We start from the raw sequence: 17188 nt of genomic DNA, 5'->3' as shown, positions 1-17188 counted from the left end.
AACGCCTTAAGTTTAACTCCAATTATGCTGCTTAATGTTTTGTTACATAAATATGTTTTTTCCCGCCTACCTACTTAATTGGTCATTGGTGATAATTGATAATTGAGCATTGGGAATTGGTAATTGGTAATTAGTAACTAATATTATGTCCGCTCGAACGCTCGCACTAAAATAGGTTTCTAGTGAAGAGCCATGTTTTCAGGATTTTATGAAAACTTGCATTTTTGACTATTAATACCTTTTATGATGGGTAATTGACCGTACAGGCTCTAACAACTGACAACTCAGGGCTGTTTCATTCTCAGGAAAACCCACGTTTTGACTCTTGTCGTGCGAAGAATGCCGACCAGACCCATCCAGGATATTTTAGGCATTTGGTGGGATTGGGGCAGCCACTCTTTGCTGCCCCTACAAGAGAATGAAACAGCGCTGCTGACAACTGACAACAGATACATAACCGCAGTCAAAAGTGAACAGTCAACAGTCAACTTAATGGAAATAATCTTTAATTGCCTTGTCACGGCGATCGTCTTTATTGTCGGATCGGCTATTGGCAGCTTTCTAAATGTGGTAGTCTATCGGTTGCCTGCGGGTTTGTCGGTGATCCACCCTCCTTCTCGCTGTCCCAAATGTTTAAATCAACTCAGAAATTACGAAAATATACCCGTTTTCGGTTGGCTATGGCTGCGGGGACGCTGCAATCACTGCCACAGTGGGATTTCTGTCCGTTATCCACTGGTGGAAGCAGCTACGGGTTTGCTCTTTTTGCTAATCTTTTGGCGGTTTGGCGTAACAGTGCAAACTCTTGGTTTTTGGGCTTTGTTTAGCTGGCTGTTGGCTTTGTCTTTGATTGATTGCGATACAATGACTTTGCCTAATTCTTTAACTCGATCGGGTTTGGTGCTCGGATTGGTTTTCCAGGTGGCGAAAGGTTGGTGGCCGACATTTAGTTTGATCGACTCGATACACTATCTGGTACTCGATGGGATCGCGGGAGCAGTTGTCGGGTTGTGGCTGTTTGACGCGATCGGACTTGCCGGGACGATCGGGCTGGGGCAGAATGCTATGGGCGCCGGAGATACAAAATTGGCCGCCTTGATGGGAGCTTGGCTGGGTTGGAAATACTTGCTGCTAGCGGGATTTATCGCCTGTGTCGCCGGGGCTTTTGTCGGTGGCGGGGCGATCGCTATCGGGTTACTCGATCGGCGTCAACCCATGCCTTTCGGCCCGTTTCTGGCTCTCGGTACAGCAATTACTGCTCTGTGGGGCGAAGCGATCTTATCTAGTTACTGGCAGTTGTTTTTCCCGAATTTTAGTTTCTGATGTGCCCGTAGTCAGGCGCGATCGAACATAACATTGTCTCAAAAATTGGTAAAATTGTTCCGTGTCTTGGATTACACTTACAACTACTAGCTTTCGTTGGGAAGCGGAATTAATGCAGCAGCTCCTAGCTGCTCATGAAATCCCGGCCCGGATTGTAGACTTGGGCATAGCATCTTATTTCGGGGCTGGAAGTGCTACAGCCCTGCAAGTTCTTCCAGAACACCAGCGAACAGCATCGCTCCTCATCAGTCCAGTTGAAGATGAGCCAGAATCTGGTGATTAGTCATTAGTCATTAGTCATTAGTCACTGAACAACTAGCAATTGACAACTAGCAACTAACAACTAACAATTACTAATTACCAATTACCAATTCCCAATTACCAATTACCAATTACCAATTACCAAGTTTTAATGTCTCTATTTGATTGGTTTGCAAATCGACGAAAATCAGTACCGAACTCCCAAGAACGGCCGGAACGAGAAATTGCGGACGGACTTTGGAATAAATGCGAAGCTTGCGATGCCCTGAGTTATACCAAAGACCTGCGAGCAAATCAAATGGTTTGCTTGGAATGCGGGCATCATATCAGAGTTTACAGTGACGATCGCATCGAGCAGTTGATCGATCCCAATACCTGGGTGCCCCTTAACGAAGGACTGCACGCCACCGATCCCCTGAAATTTCGCGATCGCAAAAAATATAGCGATCGACTCCGAGAATTTCAAGAAAAAACAGGCCACCTAGACGCCGTAGAAACAGGCATCGGCAAACTAGAAAATTTGCCAGTCGCCCTCGGAGTCATGGAATTTCAGTTCATCGGCGGCAGCATGGGATCAGTTGTCGGAGAAAAGCTGACTCGCCTCATCGAACACGCCACGCGGGAACGCTTGTCTGTGATCATTGTCTGCGCTTCCGGTGGTGCAAGAATGCAAGAAGGAATGCTCAGCTTGATGCAAATGGCTAAAATTTCCGGGGCTCTGGAACGCCACCGGGAAGCGAGACTGCTTTACATCCCGATTTTGACCCACCCGACCACCGGCGGCGTCACCGCCAGTTTTGCCATGCTGGGAGACATTATAATTGCAGAGCCAAAAGCTACTGTGGCCTTTACGGGCGGCCGGGTAATCGAGCAAACTCTGCGGGAAAAGCTGCCGGAAAATTATCAAACTTCCGAATACTCCTTCGCCCACGGTTTTGTAGATTTGATCGTACCCCGGACTCAATTAAAGAAAACTCTCGGTCAGCTCATCAGCCTCCACCAGCCCCAGCCTTTCTTGGCAGACTCGGAATTCCCCGCCCTCGAAGCCAGCGATAATCACGCTTTGCCCCCGCAGACTCACGCTTTCAAACTTTCTCCCTAAGCTGCTGCGCCGGAGGATTGTCTGTTGGTGAGTGCGGGGCACAGAGGAAATTGCTGAGGAATTGCGAAAAACCCGGCTTCTACCAACAATATTGAGTTTGGTAACGAGACGTTCACGCAGACACCGGCTTTTGAGCCCCATCCGCGCAACTCCTATTGGTAATAACGACGCAGCAGTGGGATGATATTGATCGGAAGTTGATTGGCCCTGGAGTTTGGCTGGGCAAAAATGCCTAGTAGCAGTTAGCGGTTAGTTAGCTTGCGATCGAACAACATCTCAGAACAAACTAACAGAACAAGCTAACAGCGCTTTCTAAAATTGTCCGGCTTTCAGTTAATAGCCGTCAACTCAATTTTGACCTGTCAGCGACCTAAAAATTATGGGTTTTGCAGACCTGTCCATCGCAGAAATAGCAGAGGACTTCAACGTCCCTGTTGAAGATGTGATCCGCTTGTGCGATGAGTTGGAAATTGCCTACAAGCACCCTCAAACCCGTTTGGCTTTGGAGGATGTTAAGGCAATTATGTCCACTCTCGAAAAAAGGCGCGACTCAAAACTTCGTGCAGATTAGATCGCAAAATTCCTCTACCTTTAAAGGTATGGCTGCACCAACTTTCGCCAGTTGTTGCAGAAAGAGGGAATTTTGAACACAAATCTGTTTGCCAGCTATACTCTCTTAGCGTTCAATAATTTGCCGGATTTTTTTAAGGAGAACCATGCTTAAAAGATATTTCATTGCTCTGACCGCTGTATTCTTGAGCTTTCAGTTATTTGTCAGCAGTGCGATGGCTGTCGAACTGAGTCCTGAACTTCGCACTGTGACTTTGAATGACAAGGGTGCTCCAGTGGTGCTGAGCCTCAAACAAGTTCAGCAAGGCAAACGCCTATTCAATTCGGCTTGCGCTCAATGTCACGCTGCGGGGATGACCAAAACTGACCCGAACGTGAATTTGAGCCCGGAAACTCTGGCTTTGGCCAACCCGCCCCGGAATAATATTGAGTCGCTGGTGGACTTTATGAAAAATCCCACCACTTATGACGGGTTTGAGGAAATTTCGGAACTGCATCCGAGCATGAAGAGTGCAGATATTTTCGCTGAGATGAGAAATCTCTCGGATGACGATTTGTACGCGATTGCCGGTCACATTCTGTTGCAGCCGAAAATTGTCTCCAAGCAGTGGGCTGGTGGCAAAGGCGCTCGCTAATCGATTTTAGATTTTAGATTTTAGATTTTGGATTTTGGATGGGGAGAGGGCTGAAGTTGGGCAAGAATTGCTGGCTGGTCGTTTTTCGCTCTAACATCTGAAATCTAAAATTTACCTCCGGCTCATTGATTCTCGCAAAAGGTTGTAGTCCCTCATGCTGCGTCGTGGTGCTTTTGTCTGCTTTCTGTTGGGGATGTTAATTATTTTGCCGATCGTGCTGTTGGCTCCTCAACCTGTTTTGGCTGCTGCCGATTCTTACGTGAATAGGTATTTACAAGCCAGCGAACCTGTGGCTCTGGAGTTGGACTCTGAGGGACATACTCGCTTGTTTTCGGCTCAGGATTTGTCTGCGGGCAAAGTTTTGTTCGAGCAAAATTGCTTGAATTGTCACGTCGGAGGAGCTAATTTGCCCGATCCGACGATATCTCTGTCTTTGGCTGACCTTAAGGGGGCAACGCCTCCCCGCAACAACATCAATAGTCTGGTGGGGTATCTGAGAGAACCGATGACTTATGACGGTACTGAGGAGACTTTTTGGTGCCGCCAAGTGCCGGAAAGCTGGATGCCACAGGCTGAGATTGAAAATTTAGCGGCTTTTGTGATCCGGGCTGCTCAGAAAGCTCCGGGCTGGGGCGTGGAGAATTTTGAGAGTTGAACTGCCACTGCCAAAAAGTGGTAAATTACTCGAAAGAAGGCGATACGACTGCGCGATCGCGCCTGTTTTAACAGGTAAAATATCTAAAGAATCACCATTTGCGTGTCCATTAGAGGAGAACTGCGTTGAAAAGACTCTTATCGATCGCCCTATTAGCGTTCGCAATTTTTACCGTCGGCTTTGGTCGCCCTGCTTTGGCAGGTGATGCGGTTAAAGGAGCTAAAATCTTTAGCTCGAACTGTGCTGCTTGTCACATCGGTGGCGGCAACGTGGTTATGGCCATGAAAACCTTGAAAAAGGAAGCTCTTGAGAAGTACGGTATGAATTCTCTGGAAGCTATTACCACTCAGGTAACTAAGGGCAAAAATGCTATGCCTGCTTTCGGCGCCAAGTTGAAGCCCGAACAAATCGAGGATGTAGCAACCTACGTGCTCGAGCAATCTGAGAAAGACTGGAAAGGCTAAACTGCCTCTTTGAAGTCGGGCAGCCTGGGCGGGTTTGATTTAATTTAAAACTTGTCCTCCCGATCGCACCCTCTCTCACCCTTTGGCGAATAAATATCGGTTTGCAGCGATCTTAACCTATTTGGGAAAGCGCGCTAGAAATCCAATTTTTATTAGCTCAAGGGCGAGGGAGGGTAATTCTATTTTAGATTTTAGATTTTAGATTTTAGATTAAAAATTTTAGATTCCTAAATGCTGATTAAGTAGAAATTGTCAAGCACTTTATATTAAGATTTATTCGGGTTGCGCTTCCTAAATTAAAAGTGTGTGCTAGGATATAACCCCTTATTAGCAAAGCTTTGAAATCGAGATTAAAGTCGATCTGCAAAGTGGAATCTACACCTGCCATGAACGTAAAAACATCAGCAAAAGTTAAAACTCAAGTTAAAACTCTCGGAGACGCTGCATCTGGAGCGATTGAGAAATATTTCCGCAAAAGTGTAGCACACGAGGCTGAAGTTATCAAAGACAAAGACGCGGAAGAACTTCATCAAATGCGCGTGGGATTAAGACGTTTGCGATCGGCTGTGACTGGTTTTGCTCCGGTTTTAGATTGGCCAAAAGAGGGTTCTGAACGTAAAATTGGTAAGGTGGGGCGGATTCTGGGAACGCTCAGGGATTTGGATGTGATGCTCGAAAGTCTCCAAAACCGCTATTACCCGAATTTGCCGGCTGACGAACAGGAAGTTTTGGATAAGGCTTTGTTGAATTTGCTCAAACAGCGCCAGCGGGCTTTAAAAGGGGTGAGGGCGATTTTAGAGCACAAAAGCTACGAATCGCTGAAGCAGTCGATCGAGGATTGGCTGGAAAAACCGAAGTTTCAGGCGATCGAACATTTGCCAATTGCTGAGGTTTTGCCAGATTTACTGTTACCTCAAGTCAGCGAGTTTTTCCTACATCCGGCTTGGCTGTTGGGTACAGAATATGAAGATGGCAAAGTTAAAGTTGTTGATGATTTAAATGCTGAGGCTGTCGAAGAGAAGTTAGCAGCCGAGGGAACTATTCTGCACGATTTGCGGAAGCAAGCGAAGCGGGTTCGCTATTTGATGAATCTGTTTGGGGATTTTTACAGCGAGACTTACGAAGTTTATGTCGAAGATGTAAAAGCTATTCAGGAATGTTTGGGGGATATTCAAGACAGTGAAGTTTTAGGCGAGTTTTTGACAGATTTTGTCGATCGCGATCTGAAAAAAGAGTTGCCCAAGTTGGCTGGTTTGTTGGCAGAAAACCGCTATGCAGCTTGGCAAAAATGGCAGGTTTTGCAACGCAGGTATTTGAATTCGGAAATGCGGCAAGGTTTGCGATCTGCTTTAATTCATCCTGTGGTTGAAGATGCGGTTAAGCAAGATTCGCCGCAGTAATTTTAGTGGGTTTGCAGTTAAACTTGGGCGCACTTTGGGTGCAACTGCAAGCAACACAGAAGTAGGTCGTTCTAATTAAACGTAAGACGCTCTATACTAGCGGTATCCTACCCCCTGCTCTTAAAATTTTGATTGCCTATGTTAAAATTCAGTGGCGGCGGCGAGAGTCCCCCGCCTGTCAAGATTTGGGTTGAAAGTAAACAAAAAATTACTCTGAAGAAAAAAAATGAGTGACCAACTTAACAAACCTCTGGAAATATGGATCAATGAAGATTTACTACTTCCTGGGGTACGCCCAGCCCCACTGCTAATGCACCTCAGCCCGCCGGACACTAATCCACAGTTACAGTTTTGGAATTTGCTCAGGGATAAATTACCGGAGGTAGTCAAGATTCACCGATTTACAGACTTGGCAGATGCAGGCAAGATTGTGGTAACTCCACATTTTATTTCAAGTTATTATGGCCTTCATAAGGAAGCTGAATTAAATAAATTCCGGCGCCAAGTATTAGGATCAAAAAGGACGCTCGTCACCTTTGCAAACTGTTTGGAGTGTCAGGCTTATCCAGGAGAAATCTTGTTTGCCTCGGCAACTTACCGTGATAAAAAAGAAAAATCCATACCCACACCCCCATGGATTTATGACCTGGGAGAGAAGGTAAATATGCCAAAACCATCAATACCTACTGTCGGTTTTGTGGGAAATGTTGAATATCCATCCCGACTAAATACGTTGATATTACGTTATATTAAATTTTCTGATTCGATGGTTAACTGGATGGCATGCAACCTTTTTGTTAATCGTAATTTGAATTTGGGAATGCGAAGGTTGATTGCACGATTAGTCAGAAAAAAAATAATTAAAGAAGTGCGAAAAGCGAAAAATCTACAAATATCTGTGATTGAAAGAAAGGGAGATTTTTTTAGTCTCCCAGTGGAAGAAAGAAACCGCCAAAGAGCCGAGTATATCGAAAATATCGAGAATAATGCTTATATCTTGGCGATGAGGGGAGACGATAATGGCTGTTACCATCTCGGGGAGGTGATGTCAGCAGGGAGAATTCCGGTTTTCATTGATACCAATAAATCGTTACCGGAGTTGAGAGGTATGAAATGGGAAGATTTTTGCGTGATCGTTCCTTTTTCGGAAGTGCATCGGATTGGAGATTATGTCCAAGCTTTTCACGATAAACTTTCGGATGACGATTTTGCTGAGGCCTGCCGGAAATCTCGCGCTGCTTTTGATCAGCTACTCCCTCACAATTTTGTTCTCAGTAGTTTGGAAATAATTGCCAAAAGTACGAACTAATGATGTATGAAAATGGCGGGAGAAGGGCAGCTAAGAATGTCGGAGCTAACTTAAATATCGGAAAAATTACAGCAGTTATTAATCATTTGCCCCAGTTTTTTCCGGCAGAATAGTTATCTTTTGCTATTTGTTTGTATGGGCGATAGTTGATTTGAAGAAAAAGCGATCGCTTTTTTCTTAAGAGAAAATCACGACTGCAACCACTTCATAAACTTATTCGTCGCAGTACCAATAGACTCTCCGACTTGTTTCTTCAACCGCCACCGCTGAAACGCTTTTTCGTAATCTTCTCCTTCAGTTTGATAAACATTCCAAGCATTTAGCGACAATCCCAATCCCCACGTTAGTAAAATGAACAGTGACCAAGAAAGCTCGTGCGCTCCTGCTAGATTAAACAAAACTAAAAAAGTATTGATAATGCCGTACTTTGTTACATTTTTCTGCAATTTGCGACGACGGAAAGTGTTAAAAACCAGCTTTTCTTGAAATTCTCCTCTAGTTGCTAACCATTGCTGTTCCGCCGCTACAATATCCTGTTCGGAAATGCCCAATTCCGCTGCAATCTCGAAAAGCTGCACTCTGGATAATTCCCCCTCATCCTGTCGCCGCGCGATCGCAAGCTGTAAAATACCTTGAGCATCCTCTGAACCGTAAATTTGATTTATTTGACTTTCATTTGTCGCCATAACAGGTTTCCTATAATTTCTGACATCCTTTCTATGATAGATATAGACGCCGTTAAACGACAGGTAGTGACATTGGCGGATTTCAACACCCGGACATTTGAGTGAGCGAGACTCCTGACTATGGGAGGGGAAATCGAAGAACCCATATATTTCCTCAAAGTGCAACTAATTAATTTCCCGAACTTTGACTAAGTTTGCTATCTCGTTTCAACATAAATTGATAAAAGAGCCCAAACAACACCACCGCAAGCATTCCCACTACTAAAGAACCTTCACCCTCATGCCAATATTTAAACAAATCTAGGCGATGAGATGCAACTAACAATGCCATTCCCGCCACTCGAAAAACATTAATAATAAAACCACAAATGACAGCGACACCTATTACCAAAGCCTTATTTTGTTTAGTAGGAAACATCAACAAACAAACTACAGCTAAACCTAATAAATAATTCATTGCCTCTATACCCGAACAACCCCCATTTACCAACACCCTTCCTGTCGGTAAAGCAACATAATTACCGTCACGTGTTACATCAAAACCGACATACCACAAAGAATAATAAGCAAATTTAGCAGTAAGCGAGGTAACAAAATCCACTAAAGGTAACGTAAGGACACTGGGGGTGCCATGAAAAAATAGTATTACCAATTCACGCCAATATAGTTTTAAGTTCTGAAAACCTACCGCAATTAGGCTCAAACCTAAACCCGACAAAAAAGGTGCAAGTCTTAAAAAAGGATCGAATTTACTGGAAACCCCAGCACTTTTAAATAAAATAAAAGCTATTAATAGCGTCCCTGCTACTGTCGATAATAAGTCACTTTTTATCTCACTCTGTTTGAGAAGATGGTGGTTGTCCCAAAGCAGGGAACCCACAGCGAACCAAAAAACTATACTCATCCAAAAATGAGCAACATCCCCCAGTTTCCACAGGAGTGTCATATTCAGAGTTACTAAAGCTGTGGCGATAATGATGAGCCAAAAAAGTTTTCTCTTGAACATTTTAGATATTAGTTATTAGTTGATTGAGGAGAGCCATACTGGGGACAGTTTTTGATTGCAAACCCTAGAATAAGGGTTTCCCGGCGATTCGGCAATCGAAGTACCAACGGAAAATCCAGGGTTTCAGACTAGGAACTAAAAACAGTCCAGACTCTTGTTAGATCATATCATAAAAATAGTAGGGGAGGTGGACAACTCAGTAGATTGAACCCCTCCTACGGAAAGGACTAGGGGGATTTTAAAAGCCGTAAATCTGGGAGATGATGTTAGTAGACACTCTGGAATTTGATGGATGGTGAGACTCAGAGGCAACGCATAGCTCAGCATTAGGACACCTATTGAAAAGACTGCTACTGGAAATGATTGGTGGGATGCCTAGCGCTTACTTACTTGGCCCCTGTAAGCAAATACTAAAAAGGGAGTGAATCAACAAAAATTAAAAATAAGTAGCTTCATTGAGGGTTGGATTTCTTGAGACTAGATGCAATTAGCACCGCGCATGGTGTGACACTGAGGTTTGAGTAAATACGGCTGAGCGAGTTACAGTTCGAGCCATGCTCAAGGGTGATTCTCTGCTTTTCAAGAATCTCAGTGTCTTTATAGGAATCCTAAATCATTTGTGAATTTCTTCCTCAGAGCGGGTTCGGGGTGGGTTGGGGTGCGGTAAAAAATTTACGACTTTTGCAAGGATTGGTATATATCGGAAATGCTTCAGAAACAGCCTTACGGTAGTTATTAAATGCGCTGTCTAGAGGGATTTGACTGAGATGGGGAGCATCTCACTTTTGCAGCCAAGCTAGAAATGGGAGCCAGGAGCTAGGAGAAAAGAGGAAGAAGGAAGGAGCCAGAATAAGTGTTTTTACAACAAATATGAGATGCTCCCTTGAGATAGGCTTTCAAGGCTGGGGTTTTCACGGTGGCGCGCTATCAGATACTAAGAAACCTGGTTTCTTGGTGAAACCAGGTTTTTAGCTCGAACATAAAATAATCCGTTTGGCATCAAGCCCGAATCGAAAACCAGTTCAAATGATCGCCTATTCAGCTTTTTGAGCCTGAGCGCGTTGCTTTTTGAACATAGCACCAAAACCAACAGCGGCTCCAGCAGCAAGCATTGTTAAAGGTTCAGGAGTAGCTTCAGTGTTGCTAGTGCTGCTGACGAAAGAATCGCTAGTGGACTGACCAGGAAGAGGAGGAAGACCCTGGACGTGCAACCCTAGTCTCAAAGTACCAGCAGTCAACGCGGAAACTACCTTATCATAATTTCCAGTAAAACTCACCCCCAACATCTCACCCGTGTCGACACCGCCTTGACCACCGCTTTTCGTAGCTGAAAAATCAGTAGACCAAGCGTCCTGAAGGTGGTTACTTTGTGACATATTCTTAGCTCCATCATTTTTAAAAAGCACTCCTGCGCTATTACCAACATTAACGCCAAAGTTGGTCAATAAATTGGTATTAGAACCTGTGTCAAAGTAAACTGAACCAATAAATATGCTGGCTACTGATGTGTTATTTGCAATCTTGAAAAGAACGTTATTTGCTCCACCATCTGTGACATCAAAGCTAAACTTGCTAGCATAAGCATCTCCACTCGTAGCCCCACCAGTGATATTACTAAAGCCAAAGCCGATGGCGGAGGCAGGTGCTGCGGAGACTGCACTAACAGCGGCGACACCGGCAACAGCTAAAATAGATTTGACTAAGTTTAATTGGAATTTCATGGTTGACACCGTTATTTTTTTAAGTTGACTGGAAGCAGGTTTTTTTCCTTCACATATTCAATGTAAACCGAAGCACAAGTTAATGCAAGTAGGTTTGATAAAGATTCGATGAAGATTGAGAATACGCTGATTGGATTTAGGCATTTTGCCTAAATTGATGGCTTCTAGCTAGGTCTTTCCTATGGCGTGCATCAAAAAATAGGGGTGCTGCCAGCCGGATTTTACTCCTGACTTTTTTCTATTTCAAAAAGCTATAACCCACCTTCCTAACCTGGGTTTTCACACAGCATAATTACTGATCAATGTGTTTAAAAGCTCTGATTTATGCTCTTAAAAAGTGTTTTATCCGTTAATGTACGGTAGAAAAGTTTAAGTGATAGCTTGATTGCTGGGTAAAAATAAGTAATAACCGATGGTGACAGTTGAAGCTGCGGAATCTGGACTATAACTCAGGACAAAATCTTGGATCATATTCGGTGCGTCGATTCTCGCTTTCGGATTCAGCAACCAGCGCCATTTAGACTTATATGCACCATTATCAAGAACCCGCTCTCCGGCCCGTTCCACAAAGAATGAGTTTTCTTGTGGGGAGTAGGGGTTGGGCAGGAGAGGCCGCCCAAAACAGGCTTGTTGATCATGGTGCAACATCTCAGTTTAGAGGCCAATGGTTTCGGTGGTCGTTATTATCTGTGACGCCGGAACTTTGGCCCAGTAAAGGGACGACTCGACTTTCTGGGACATAGTTTTCGGAACACCTCTACCGTCAGGGCTGTTTCATTCTCACGGAAACCAGCTTTTTGTACGGGTCGTGCCCAGAATGCCGACCCGACCCATCCAGGATTTGTTAGGCATTTGGTGGGATTGGGGCAGCCACTCTTTGCTGCCCCTACAAGAGAATGAAACTGTCCTGCGTCTACCGTAGAAGGCGCGGTGGTCGTTATCTAAAAATGTTGGGACTAATAATTCTATTTCTGGGTCTGCTTTCGCTAAAAATTGGTTAATATTATTTTTCCGAAAAAGCTCGATTCCAAGATTTAACGGGTGATAAGCAAGTAGAAATACTTGACACAGTAAGGGTTTGAGTAGCTTGTCATCAAAAAAATGTGTGTGTGCGATCGCTAATTTTTAGACTTTTTTCAGGGTCTAATCACGATCGTTCGCGTTCGCTACCATCAAAATTGTCAATAAACTTGTGATAATTACTACTCTCTTGAGGGAGCTTCAAGAGCCTAAACCCTCTAAATATCAAGGTTTGAGCGGGTTTCTCACTCGTCAATTCCCAGATTCAGTTTGGCACTGTTTGAGGACAGCAGGAGGAACCGTCGCAGTCAGCTAAAATTTTCCCAGCGGTTGATTGAAGGTTCTCCGAGACGCTCAACTAATTTGACATATAAATGATCAGCGATCATCTGAAAACAGGATTATCAGCAACAACTCAGCTAAAACATCTCGCGCTAAACTGCTAGAGAACTGACAAGCTTACCCAGCAAAAGTTCAAGTGGATTTGATTATGGTCAACCGTTTTGCTCAATCCCAAACCTTTTATCTGCCAAAACAGGCCGAAAATCCGATCGACTGGTGGGCCTGGTGCGACGAAGCCTGAGAAAGGGCCTGGAGGGAAAATAAACCGATTTTTCTTTCAATTCGCTACTGTAGCTGCCACTGGTGTAGGGTGATGGAAGGTGAAGCATTTTGCGATCGCGCCGTCCAATACATGAATTCGCACTTTATACCGATAAAAAGCGCTTTTCACTGTCCCACCTGTTTCTTCAACCGCCACCGCTGAAACGCTTGTTCGTACTCTTCCCCTTCAGTTCGCTCGACATTCCAAGCATTCAGCCACAATCCTAAGCCCCACATTAGTAAATAAAACCAACAGCGACCAATCAAGCTCGTGCACTGCTGCTAGATCAATCCTAAATAAGTCGTAAATTTTTTACCCTACCCCAACCCTCCCCTTACTAAGGGGAGAGAGTAAGAAATTCACAAATGATGCGAGGATTGCTCTAACAGGTTTCCGATAAGCGCAGTTAAGCTGCAGGTAGTGGGATTGGCGGATTTCAACATCTAGAAAATGAGGATGTGATCGCACTTCCGACAGTCGCCAAGACTGTAGGTAGTTCACCCCAAAGTATACATCCAGCCATCCCTCGCGCAAATCCTCACAATTCCGTCCCAAACTACAGGCGTCGCCTCAAATGACAAACCCGGCTTAAATCTCCCCGATTCTATTACTTTCAAACGGTAAAACTCCCCTTTAGCATTTTTCAAAGCATTCTGATCCCCCGACTTCGCTCGTTCCCAATTCAAATTGAACAAATAAACACCGTTGTATCCCGCACTGATCAGTTTATTGCCATCGGTAAAAATCGGAGTCGAAATTGAAGAACCAATCGCTTTTTTAAATACTATTACCGGAGTATCGTAATACTGGTTTCGCCAAGGCACAGAAGTTTTTTTACCTGTAATCATATCTTGGGAACCGATGTACAAATTGCCGTCGAGTGCATTTGTGGCAAACAGCGTCGGAAACTCCCCTGAATTGTACTCGTCATTCAACGCCACCGAGCCAATTATCCCGCCTTCCCAGCTAGAAACTCGGCGATTTCCAGTCGGCAAAAACCATTCAACACTGGCATTCGGTTCTTTATTTGGATTCAGCTTCAGCACTCCGCCGTTGCCCTGAATGTATTGTTTTTCAATGGCACAGAACAGTTTACCTGATTTAGAAATTACAGCACTTCCGTCCAAATCAGAACCTGTATAGAAATCCCAGACTATCTTTTTAGTTTCAATGCTAATACCGTAAATATGACCGGAACCAGCAGCTATAAAAATTCTATCTTTGAGCCTTGATGGCGATGATTCCGCTACCAAGTTGCCGCGGTGCTTGCTGATATCTGCTGCTGCATAAAGCTGTACTTCCGACAAGATATTTGGCTGCTTGATGCCTTGTTTGATTTTTGCATTGCTTGTGGAACTATCGAGAAAATAGCCGATCGCATTTTCCCCCGCATTGAACAAAACGCCACCGCCGATGTCCAAAGCGCTGCTGTCATGATCGCGGCTGTAGCTGGGCGTTTTCCTGATGTCCAATTTCCAAAGTTCTTTGCCAGTTCTAAAAGATATTGCCCTAAAACTCGGCACGACTCTTTTGCCACCCCCGCCACTGCGGCTGCCTTGCAAAATCACAATTCTGTTTTCGGCGCTAGCTTTTTCATCGATATAAATCGTTGAGGAGCCTTTGATTATATCATCAAATTTATAGCGCCAAACTTCTTTATTGGTAGCAATATCTATTTTTCGCAAGTTGTGGTCATAAGCACCTATAATTAAATAAGTTTTTCCCCCGTCTCTGGTAATTGTCGGCTGTCCAGTCCAACCGGCACCGCTCCAAACTACAGACCGCTTTCCCAGAAAAGTCCTGCCACTGCCGAGTTGAAATTTGTCGATTAACTTCAAACTTTTCGGAACACCTCTGCCGTAGAACCGACGCTTGTCGTTCCCTAAAAATGTCGGAACTAATAATTCTATTTCAGGGTCTGCTTTAGCCAGAAAATTGTTAAGATTAGTTTCTAATAAAGCGGGTTCCGAGGATTCAGTTTGGATCAGTTTGATAACAGCAGGAGGAACAGCAGCACTCAGCAAAAATTGCCCTAGCTGTTGATTGAAGGTTCTCCGAGATGATAAGCTCATATTAAATCGAGATAATCAGCCTTAATATTAAAACATAATTATCAGCAACAACTCAACTAAAACATCTCGCGCTAAACTGCTATAGAACTGACAAGCTTACTCAGCACGAGTTAAAGTGGATTTGATTATGGTCAACCGTCTTGCTCAATCCCAAAGCCTTTACCTGCGGAAACACGCCGAAAATCCGATCGACTGGTGGCCTTGGTGCGACGAAGCCCTAGAAACAGCCCGAAGCGAAAATAAACCGATTTTCCTGTCAATTGGCTACTCTAGCTGCCACTGGTGTACGGTGATGGAAGGAGAAGCATTTTCCGATGGCGCGATCGCCGAATACATGAATTCGCATTTTATACCGATAAAAGTCGATCGTGAAGAACGCCCGGATATCGACAGCATTTATATGCAAACCTTGCAAATGATGACCGGTCAAGGCGGTTGGCCGCTCAACGTTTTTCTCACTCCAGACGAGCGAGTTCCCTTCTACGGAGGCACTTATTTCCCTGTAGAACCGCGCTATGGACGGCCGGGATTTTTAGAAGTTTTGCAAGCAATTAGCCGCTTTTACGACACAGAAAAAGGCAAAGTAGAAGCCTTCAAAGCAGAGATTTTAGGCAACCTCCAACAGTCAGCAGCGCTGTCAGGAGTAACCGCCGAATTAAATCGCGAACTCTTTCAAAAAGGCTTAGAACTCAACACCGGAATTGTTGCCGGCCACAACCCCAGCCCCAGTTTTCCGATGATACCTTATGCTGAGCTAGCTCTGCGGGGAACGCGATTTAATTTTGAATCAAAACACGACAGCAAACAAGTCTGCACTCAGCGCGGATTAGACTTAGCATTGGGCGGCATTTATGACCACGTAGGAGGCGGATTTCACCGCTATACGGTTGATGCGACTTGGACTGTGCCACACTTTGAAAAAATGCTCTATGACAACGGTCAAATTGTTGAGTATTTAGCAAATTTGTGGAGCGCGGGAATACAAGAACCCGCTTTTGAAACTGCGATCGCGGGGACAGTAGAATGGTTGAAGCGAGAAATGACCGCGCCAACAGGCTATTTTTATGCCGCACAGGATGCTGACAGCTTTAACACTTCTGAAGAACTTGAACCGGAAGAAGGAGCATTTTATGTCTGGACTTATGCGGAACTGGAACAACTGTTAACTGCTGAGGAATTAACAGAAATTAAAGCACAGTTTACTGTTAGTCGCAGCGGCAATTTTGAAGGTCAAAATGTATTGCAGCGCCGCCATCCAGGAAAACTGAGCGACACGGTAGAATCGGCTTTGGCTAAACTCTTTGCTGTTCGCTACGGTGGCAATCCCGATACTGTAAAAACCTTTCCGCCAGCCCGCAACAATCAAGAAGCTAAAAACGACAGTTGGCCGGGTAGAATTCCCGCCGTTACTGACACGAAAATGATTGCTGCTTGGAATAGCTTAATGATTTCGGGTTTAGCCCGCGCTGCAGCGGTTTTTGGAAATGGGGAATATCTGGAATTAGCTGTGACAACTGCTAATTTTATTTTAGACAATCAGTGGACGGATGGGCGGTTTCAGCGGTTGAATTATGATGGACAATCTGCTGTAACCGCGCAGTCGGAAGATTATGCTTTGTTTGTGAAAGCTTTGTTGGATTTGCACCAAGCGAGTTTGACTTTAAGCAACGGGGAAGAGGGAAAACAGTTGCCGAATTCTCAGTTTTGGTTGGAGAAAGCTGTGCAGGTGCAAGAAGAGTTTGATGAGTTTTTGTGGAGCGTGGAATTGGGAGGATATTACAATACTGCTAAGGATGCTAGCGGAGATTTGTTGGTGCGGGAACGCAGCTATATAGACAATGCAACTCCGGCGGCGAATGGAATTGCGATCGCCTCTTTGGTTCGTCTCGCACTGTTGGTCCCGAATTTAGAATATCTCGATCGCGCGGAGCAAGGTTTGCAAGCTTTCAGCAGTATTGTGCAAGATGCTCCGCAAGCTTGTCCGAGTCTACTTTCGGCGATCGACTGGTATCAGCATTCTACCCTGATTCGCACGACTCCAAACCAAATTTCTGAGTTAATTTCGCAGTATTATCCGACTGCTGTCTGTCAGATTGAGGCTGATTTGCCTGAAGGTGTTATCGGGTTAGTTTGCGAGTGTTTGACTTGCAAGGAACCTGCGAAAAGTCAAGAGCGACTGTTGGAGGAAATTTTGCAAAGTCAAACGCGAGTTTAGCACCAATACTGTCTATATTATTGAACCGCGAAGACGCGAAGGAAGAAGGAGGAAGCAGAAGTAAGAAGTAGATTATCTTCTACCGGGAAGGAATCGCATCTTCAGTCTGCCCCTCAATCTTCCAAAATCTCAACTAAGTCTTCCA

At 44.6% G+C, this 17188-nt stretch carries 16 protein-coding genes and 1 pseudogene; 11 read left to right on the top strand and 6 right to left on the bottom strand.

Annotation, left to right across the window (positions count from 1 at the left end):
* Positions 1-492: 492 nt before the first annotated feature.
* The 9 genes from QUA77_RS20185 to QUA77_RS20145 all read left to right on the top strand — a co-directional run bounded on the left by QUA77_RS20185 (position 493) and on the right by QUA77_RS20145 (position 7719).
* Positions 493-1323 carry a prepilin peptidase gene (locus QUA77_RS20185; protein WP_333035755.1) on the top strand — a complete coding sequence of 277 codons (831 nt, stop codon included), beginning with the start codon at positions 493-495 and terminating at the stop codon, positions 1321-1323.
* A gap of 61 nt (positions 1324-1384) precedes the next feature.
* Complete coding sequence (locus tag QUA77_RS20180) at positions 1385-1606, top strand: hypothetical protein (RefSeq protein ID WP_333035572.1); 222 nt, start codon at positions 1385-1387, stop codon at positions 1604-1606.
* Positions 1607-1735: 129 nt separating this feature from the next.
* On the top strand, positions 1736-2686 hold the full coding sequence (gene accD, locus QUA77_RS20175) for an acetyl-CoA carboxylase, carboxyltransferase subunit beta (RefSeq protein ID WP_333035573.1): 951 nt from the start codon (positions 1736-1738) through the stop codon (positions 2684-2686).
* 379 nt (positions 2687-3065) lie between these two features.
* On the top strand, positions 3066-3257 hold the full coding sequence (locus tag QUA77_RS20170; protein WP_333035575.1) for a translation initiation factor IF-2: 192 nt from the start codon (positions 3066-3068) through the stop codon (positions 3255-3257).
* A 145-nt stretch (positions 3258-3402) separates the two neighbouring features.
* On the top strand, positions 3403-3891 hold the full coding sequence (psbV, locus tag QUA77_RS20165; protein ID WP_333035576.1) for a photosystem II cytochrome c-550: 489 nt from the start codon (positions 3403-3405) through the stop codon (positions 3889-3891).
* A 154-nt stretch (positions 3892-4045) separates the two neighbouring features.
* Positions 4046-4546 (top strand): photosystem II cytochrome PsbV2, encoded by a 501-nt coding sequence (psbV2, locus tag QUA77_RS20160; RefSeq protein WP_333059362.1) that lies wholly within the window; start codon positions 4046-4048, stop codon positions 4544-4546.
* 125 nt (positions 4547-4671) lie between these two features.
* Positions 4672-5010: a cytochrome c6 PetJ gene (petJ, locus tag QUA77_RS20155; RefSeq protein WP_333035581.1), complete on the top strand. Its 339-nt coding sequence runs from the start codon at positions 4672-4674 to the stop codon at positions 5008-5010.
* A gap of 386 nt (positions 5011-5396) precedes the next feature.
* Entirely contained in the window at positions 5397-6410 is a 1014-nt protein-coding gene (locus QUA77_RS20150) for a CHAD domain-containing protein (RefSeq protein WP_333452070.1), read from the top strand.
* 226 nt (positions 6411-6636) lie between these two features.
* Positions 6637-7719, top strand: coding sequence for a hypothetical protein (locus QUA77_RS20145; protein ID WP_333452068.1), 1083 nt, complete (start codon positions 6637-6639; stop codon positions 7717-7719).
* Positions 7720-7907: 188 nt separating this feature from the next.
* Here QUA77_RS20145 and QUA77_RS20140 read toward each other — a convergent pair whose 3' ends face one another.
* The 4 genes from QUA77_RS20140 to QUA77_RS20125 all read right to left on the bottom strand — a co-directional run bounded on the left by QUA77_RS20140 (position 7908) and on the right by QUA77_RS20125 (position 11780).
* The gene (locus QUA77_RS20140) at positions 7908-8405 is read right to left on the bottom strand and encodes a 2TM domain-containing protein (protein WP_333035588.1); all 498 of its coding nucleotides are present in this window, start codon (positions 8403-8405) and stop codon (positions 7908-7910) included.
* Between the two features lie 169 nt (positions 8406-8574).
* Positions 8575-9411: a cyanoexosortase A gene (gene crtA, locus QUA77_RS20135; protein WP_333035589.1), complete on the bottom strand. Its 837-nt coding sequence runs from the start codon at positions 9409-9411 to the stop codon at positions 8575-8577.
* A gap of 1034 nt (positions 9412-10445) precedes the next feature.
* Positions 10446-11132 carry a PEP-CTERM sorting domain-containing protein gene (locus tag QUA77_RS20130; RefSeq protein ID WP_333035591.1) on the bottom strand — a complete coding sequence of 229 codons (687 nt, stop codon included), beginning with the start codon at positions 11130-11132 and terminating at the stop codon, positions 10446-10448.
* A gap of 369 nt (positions 11133-11501) precedes the next feature.
* Positions 11502-11780 (bottom strand): hypothetical protein, encoded by a 279-nt coding sequence (locus QUA77_RS20125; protein WP_333452065.1) that lies wholly within the window; start codon positions 11778-11780, stop codon positions 11502-11504.
* 862 nt (positions 11781-12642) lie between these two features.
* On the opposite strand from QUA77_RS20125, the pseudogene QUA77_RS20120 reads away from it, so the two are divergent.
* Positions 12643-12873 (top strand): annotated as a pseudogene (locus QUA77_RS20120) (DUF255 domain-containing protein); the annotation flags it as partial.
* 8 nt (positions 12874-12881) lie between these two features.
* Here QUA77_RS20120 and QUA77_RS20115 read toward each other — a convergent pair.
* A complete protein-coding gene (locus tag QUA77_RS20115; RefSeq protein ID WP_333452063.1) occupies positions 12882-12992 on the bottom strand; it encodes a hypothetical protein in 111 nt (36 codons plus the stop codon).
* Positions 12993-13253: 261 nt separating this feature from the next.
* The gene (locus QUA77_RS20110) at positions 13254-14828 is read right to left on the bottom strand and encodes an outer membrane protein assembly factor BamB family protein (RefSeq protein ID WP_333452061.1); all 1575 of its coding nucleotides are present in this window, start codon (positions 14826-14828) and stop codon (positions 13254-13256) included.
* 127 nt (positions 14829-14955) lie between these two features.
* Between QUA77_RS20110 and QUA77_RS20105 the strand changes: the two genes are divergently transcribed.
* Positions 14956-17043 carry a thioredoxin domain-containing protein gene (locus tag QUA77_RS20105; RefSeq protein WP_333452059.1) on the top strand — a complete coding sequence of 696 codons (2088 nt, stop codon included), beginning with the start codon at positions 14956-14958 and terminating at the stop codon, positions 17041-17043.
* The last annotated feature ends 145 nt before the right edge of the window (positions 17044-17188 follow it).

The organism is Microcoleus sp. K5-D4 (assembly GCF_036704575.1).
Lineage (GTDB): Bacteria > Cyanobacteriota > Cyanobacteriia > Cyanobacteriales > Microcoleaceae > Microcoleus.
The sequence above is the reverse complement of the archived record's forward strand: the minus strand, read 5'-3'. Positions and strand labels throughout refer to the sequence as shown.

Coding starts and splice junctions, on each gene's coding strand:
- QUA77_RS20185 (WP_333035755.1), top strand. CDS start 493: ATGGAAATAATCTTTAATTGCCTTGTCACGGCGATCGTCTTTATTGTC.
- accD (WP_333035573.1), top strand. CDS start 1,736: ATGTCTCTATTTGATTGGTTTGCAAATCGACGAAAATCAGTACCGAAC.
- QUA77_RS20170 (WP_333035575.1), top strand. CDS start 3,066: ATGGGTTTTGCAGACCTGTCCATCGCAGAAATAGCAGAGGACTTCAAC.
- psbV (WP_333035576.1), top strand. CDS start 3,403: ATGCTTAAAAGATATTTCATTGCTCTGACCGCTGTATTCTTGAGCTTT.
- psbV2 (WP_333059362.1), top strand. CDS start 4,046: ATGCTGCGTCGTGGTGCTTTTGTCTGCTTTCTGTTGGGGATGTTAATT.
- QUA77_RS20150 (WP_333452070.1), top strand. CDS start 5,397: ATGAACGTAAAAACATCAGCAAAAGTTAAAACTCAAGTTAAAACTCTC.
- QUA77_RS20145 (WP_333452068.1), top strand. CDS start 6,637: ATGAGTGACCAACTTAACAAACCTCTGGAAATATGGATCAATGAAGAT.
- QUA77_RS20140 (WP_333035588.1), bottom strand. CDS start 8,405: ATGGCGACAAATGAAAGTCAAATAAATCAAATTTACGGTTCAGAGGAT.
- crtA (WP_333035589.1), bottom strand. CDS start 9,411: ATGTTCAAGAGAAAACTTTTTTGGCTCATCATTATCGCCACAGCTTTA.
- QUA77_RS20130 (WP_333035591.1), bottom strand. CDS start 11,132: ATGAAATTCCAATTAAACTTAGTCAAATCTATTTTAGCTGTTGCCGGT.
- QUA77_RS20125 (WP_333452065.1), bottom strand. CDS start 11,780: ATGTTGCACCATGATCAACAAGCCTGTTTTGGGCGGCCTCTCCTGCCC.
- QUA77_RS20115 (WP_333452063.1), bottom strand. CDS start 12,992: ATGTGGGGCTTAGGATTGTGGCTGAATGCTTGGAATGTCGAGCGAACT.
- QUA77_RS20110 (WP_333452061.1), bottom strand. CDS start 14,828: ATGAGCTTATCATCTCGGAGAACCTTCAATCAACAGCTAGGGCAATTT.
- QUA77_RS20105 (WP_333452059.1), top strand. CDS start 14,956: ATGGTCAACCGTCTTGCTCAATCCCAAAGCCTTTACCTGCGGAAACAC.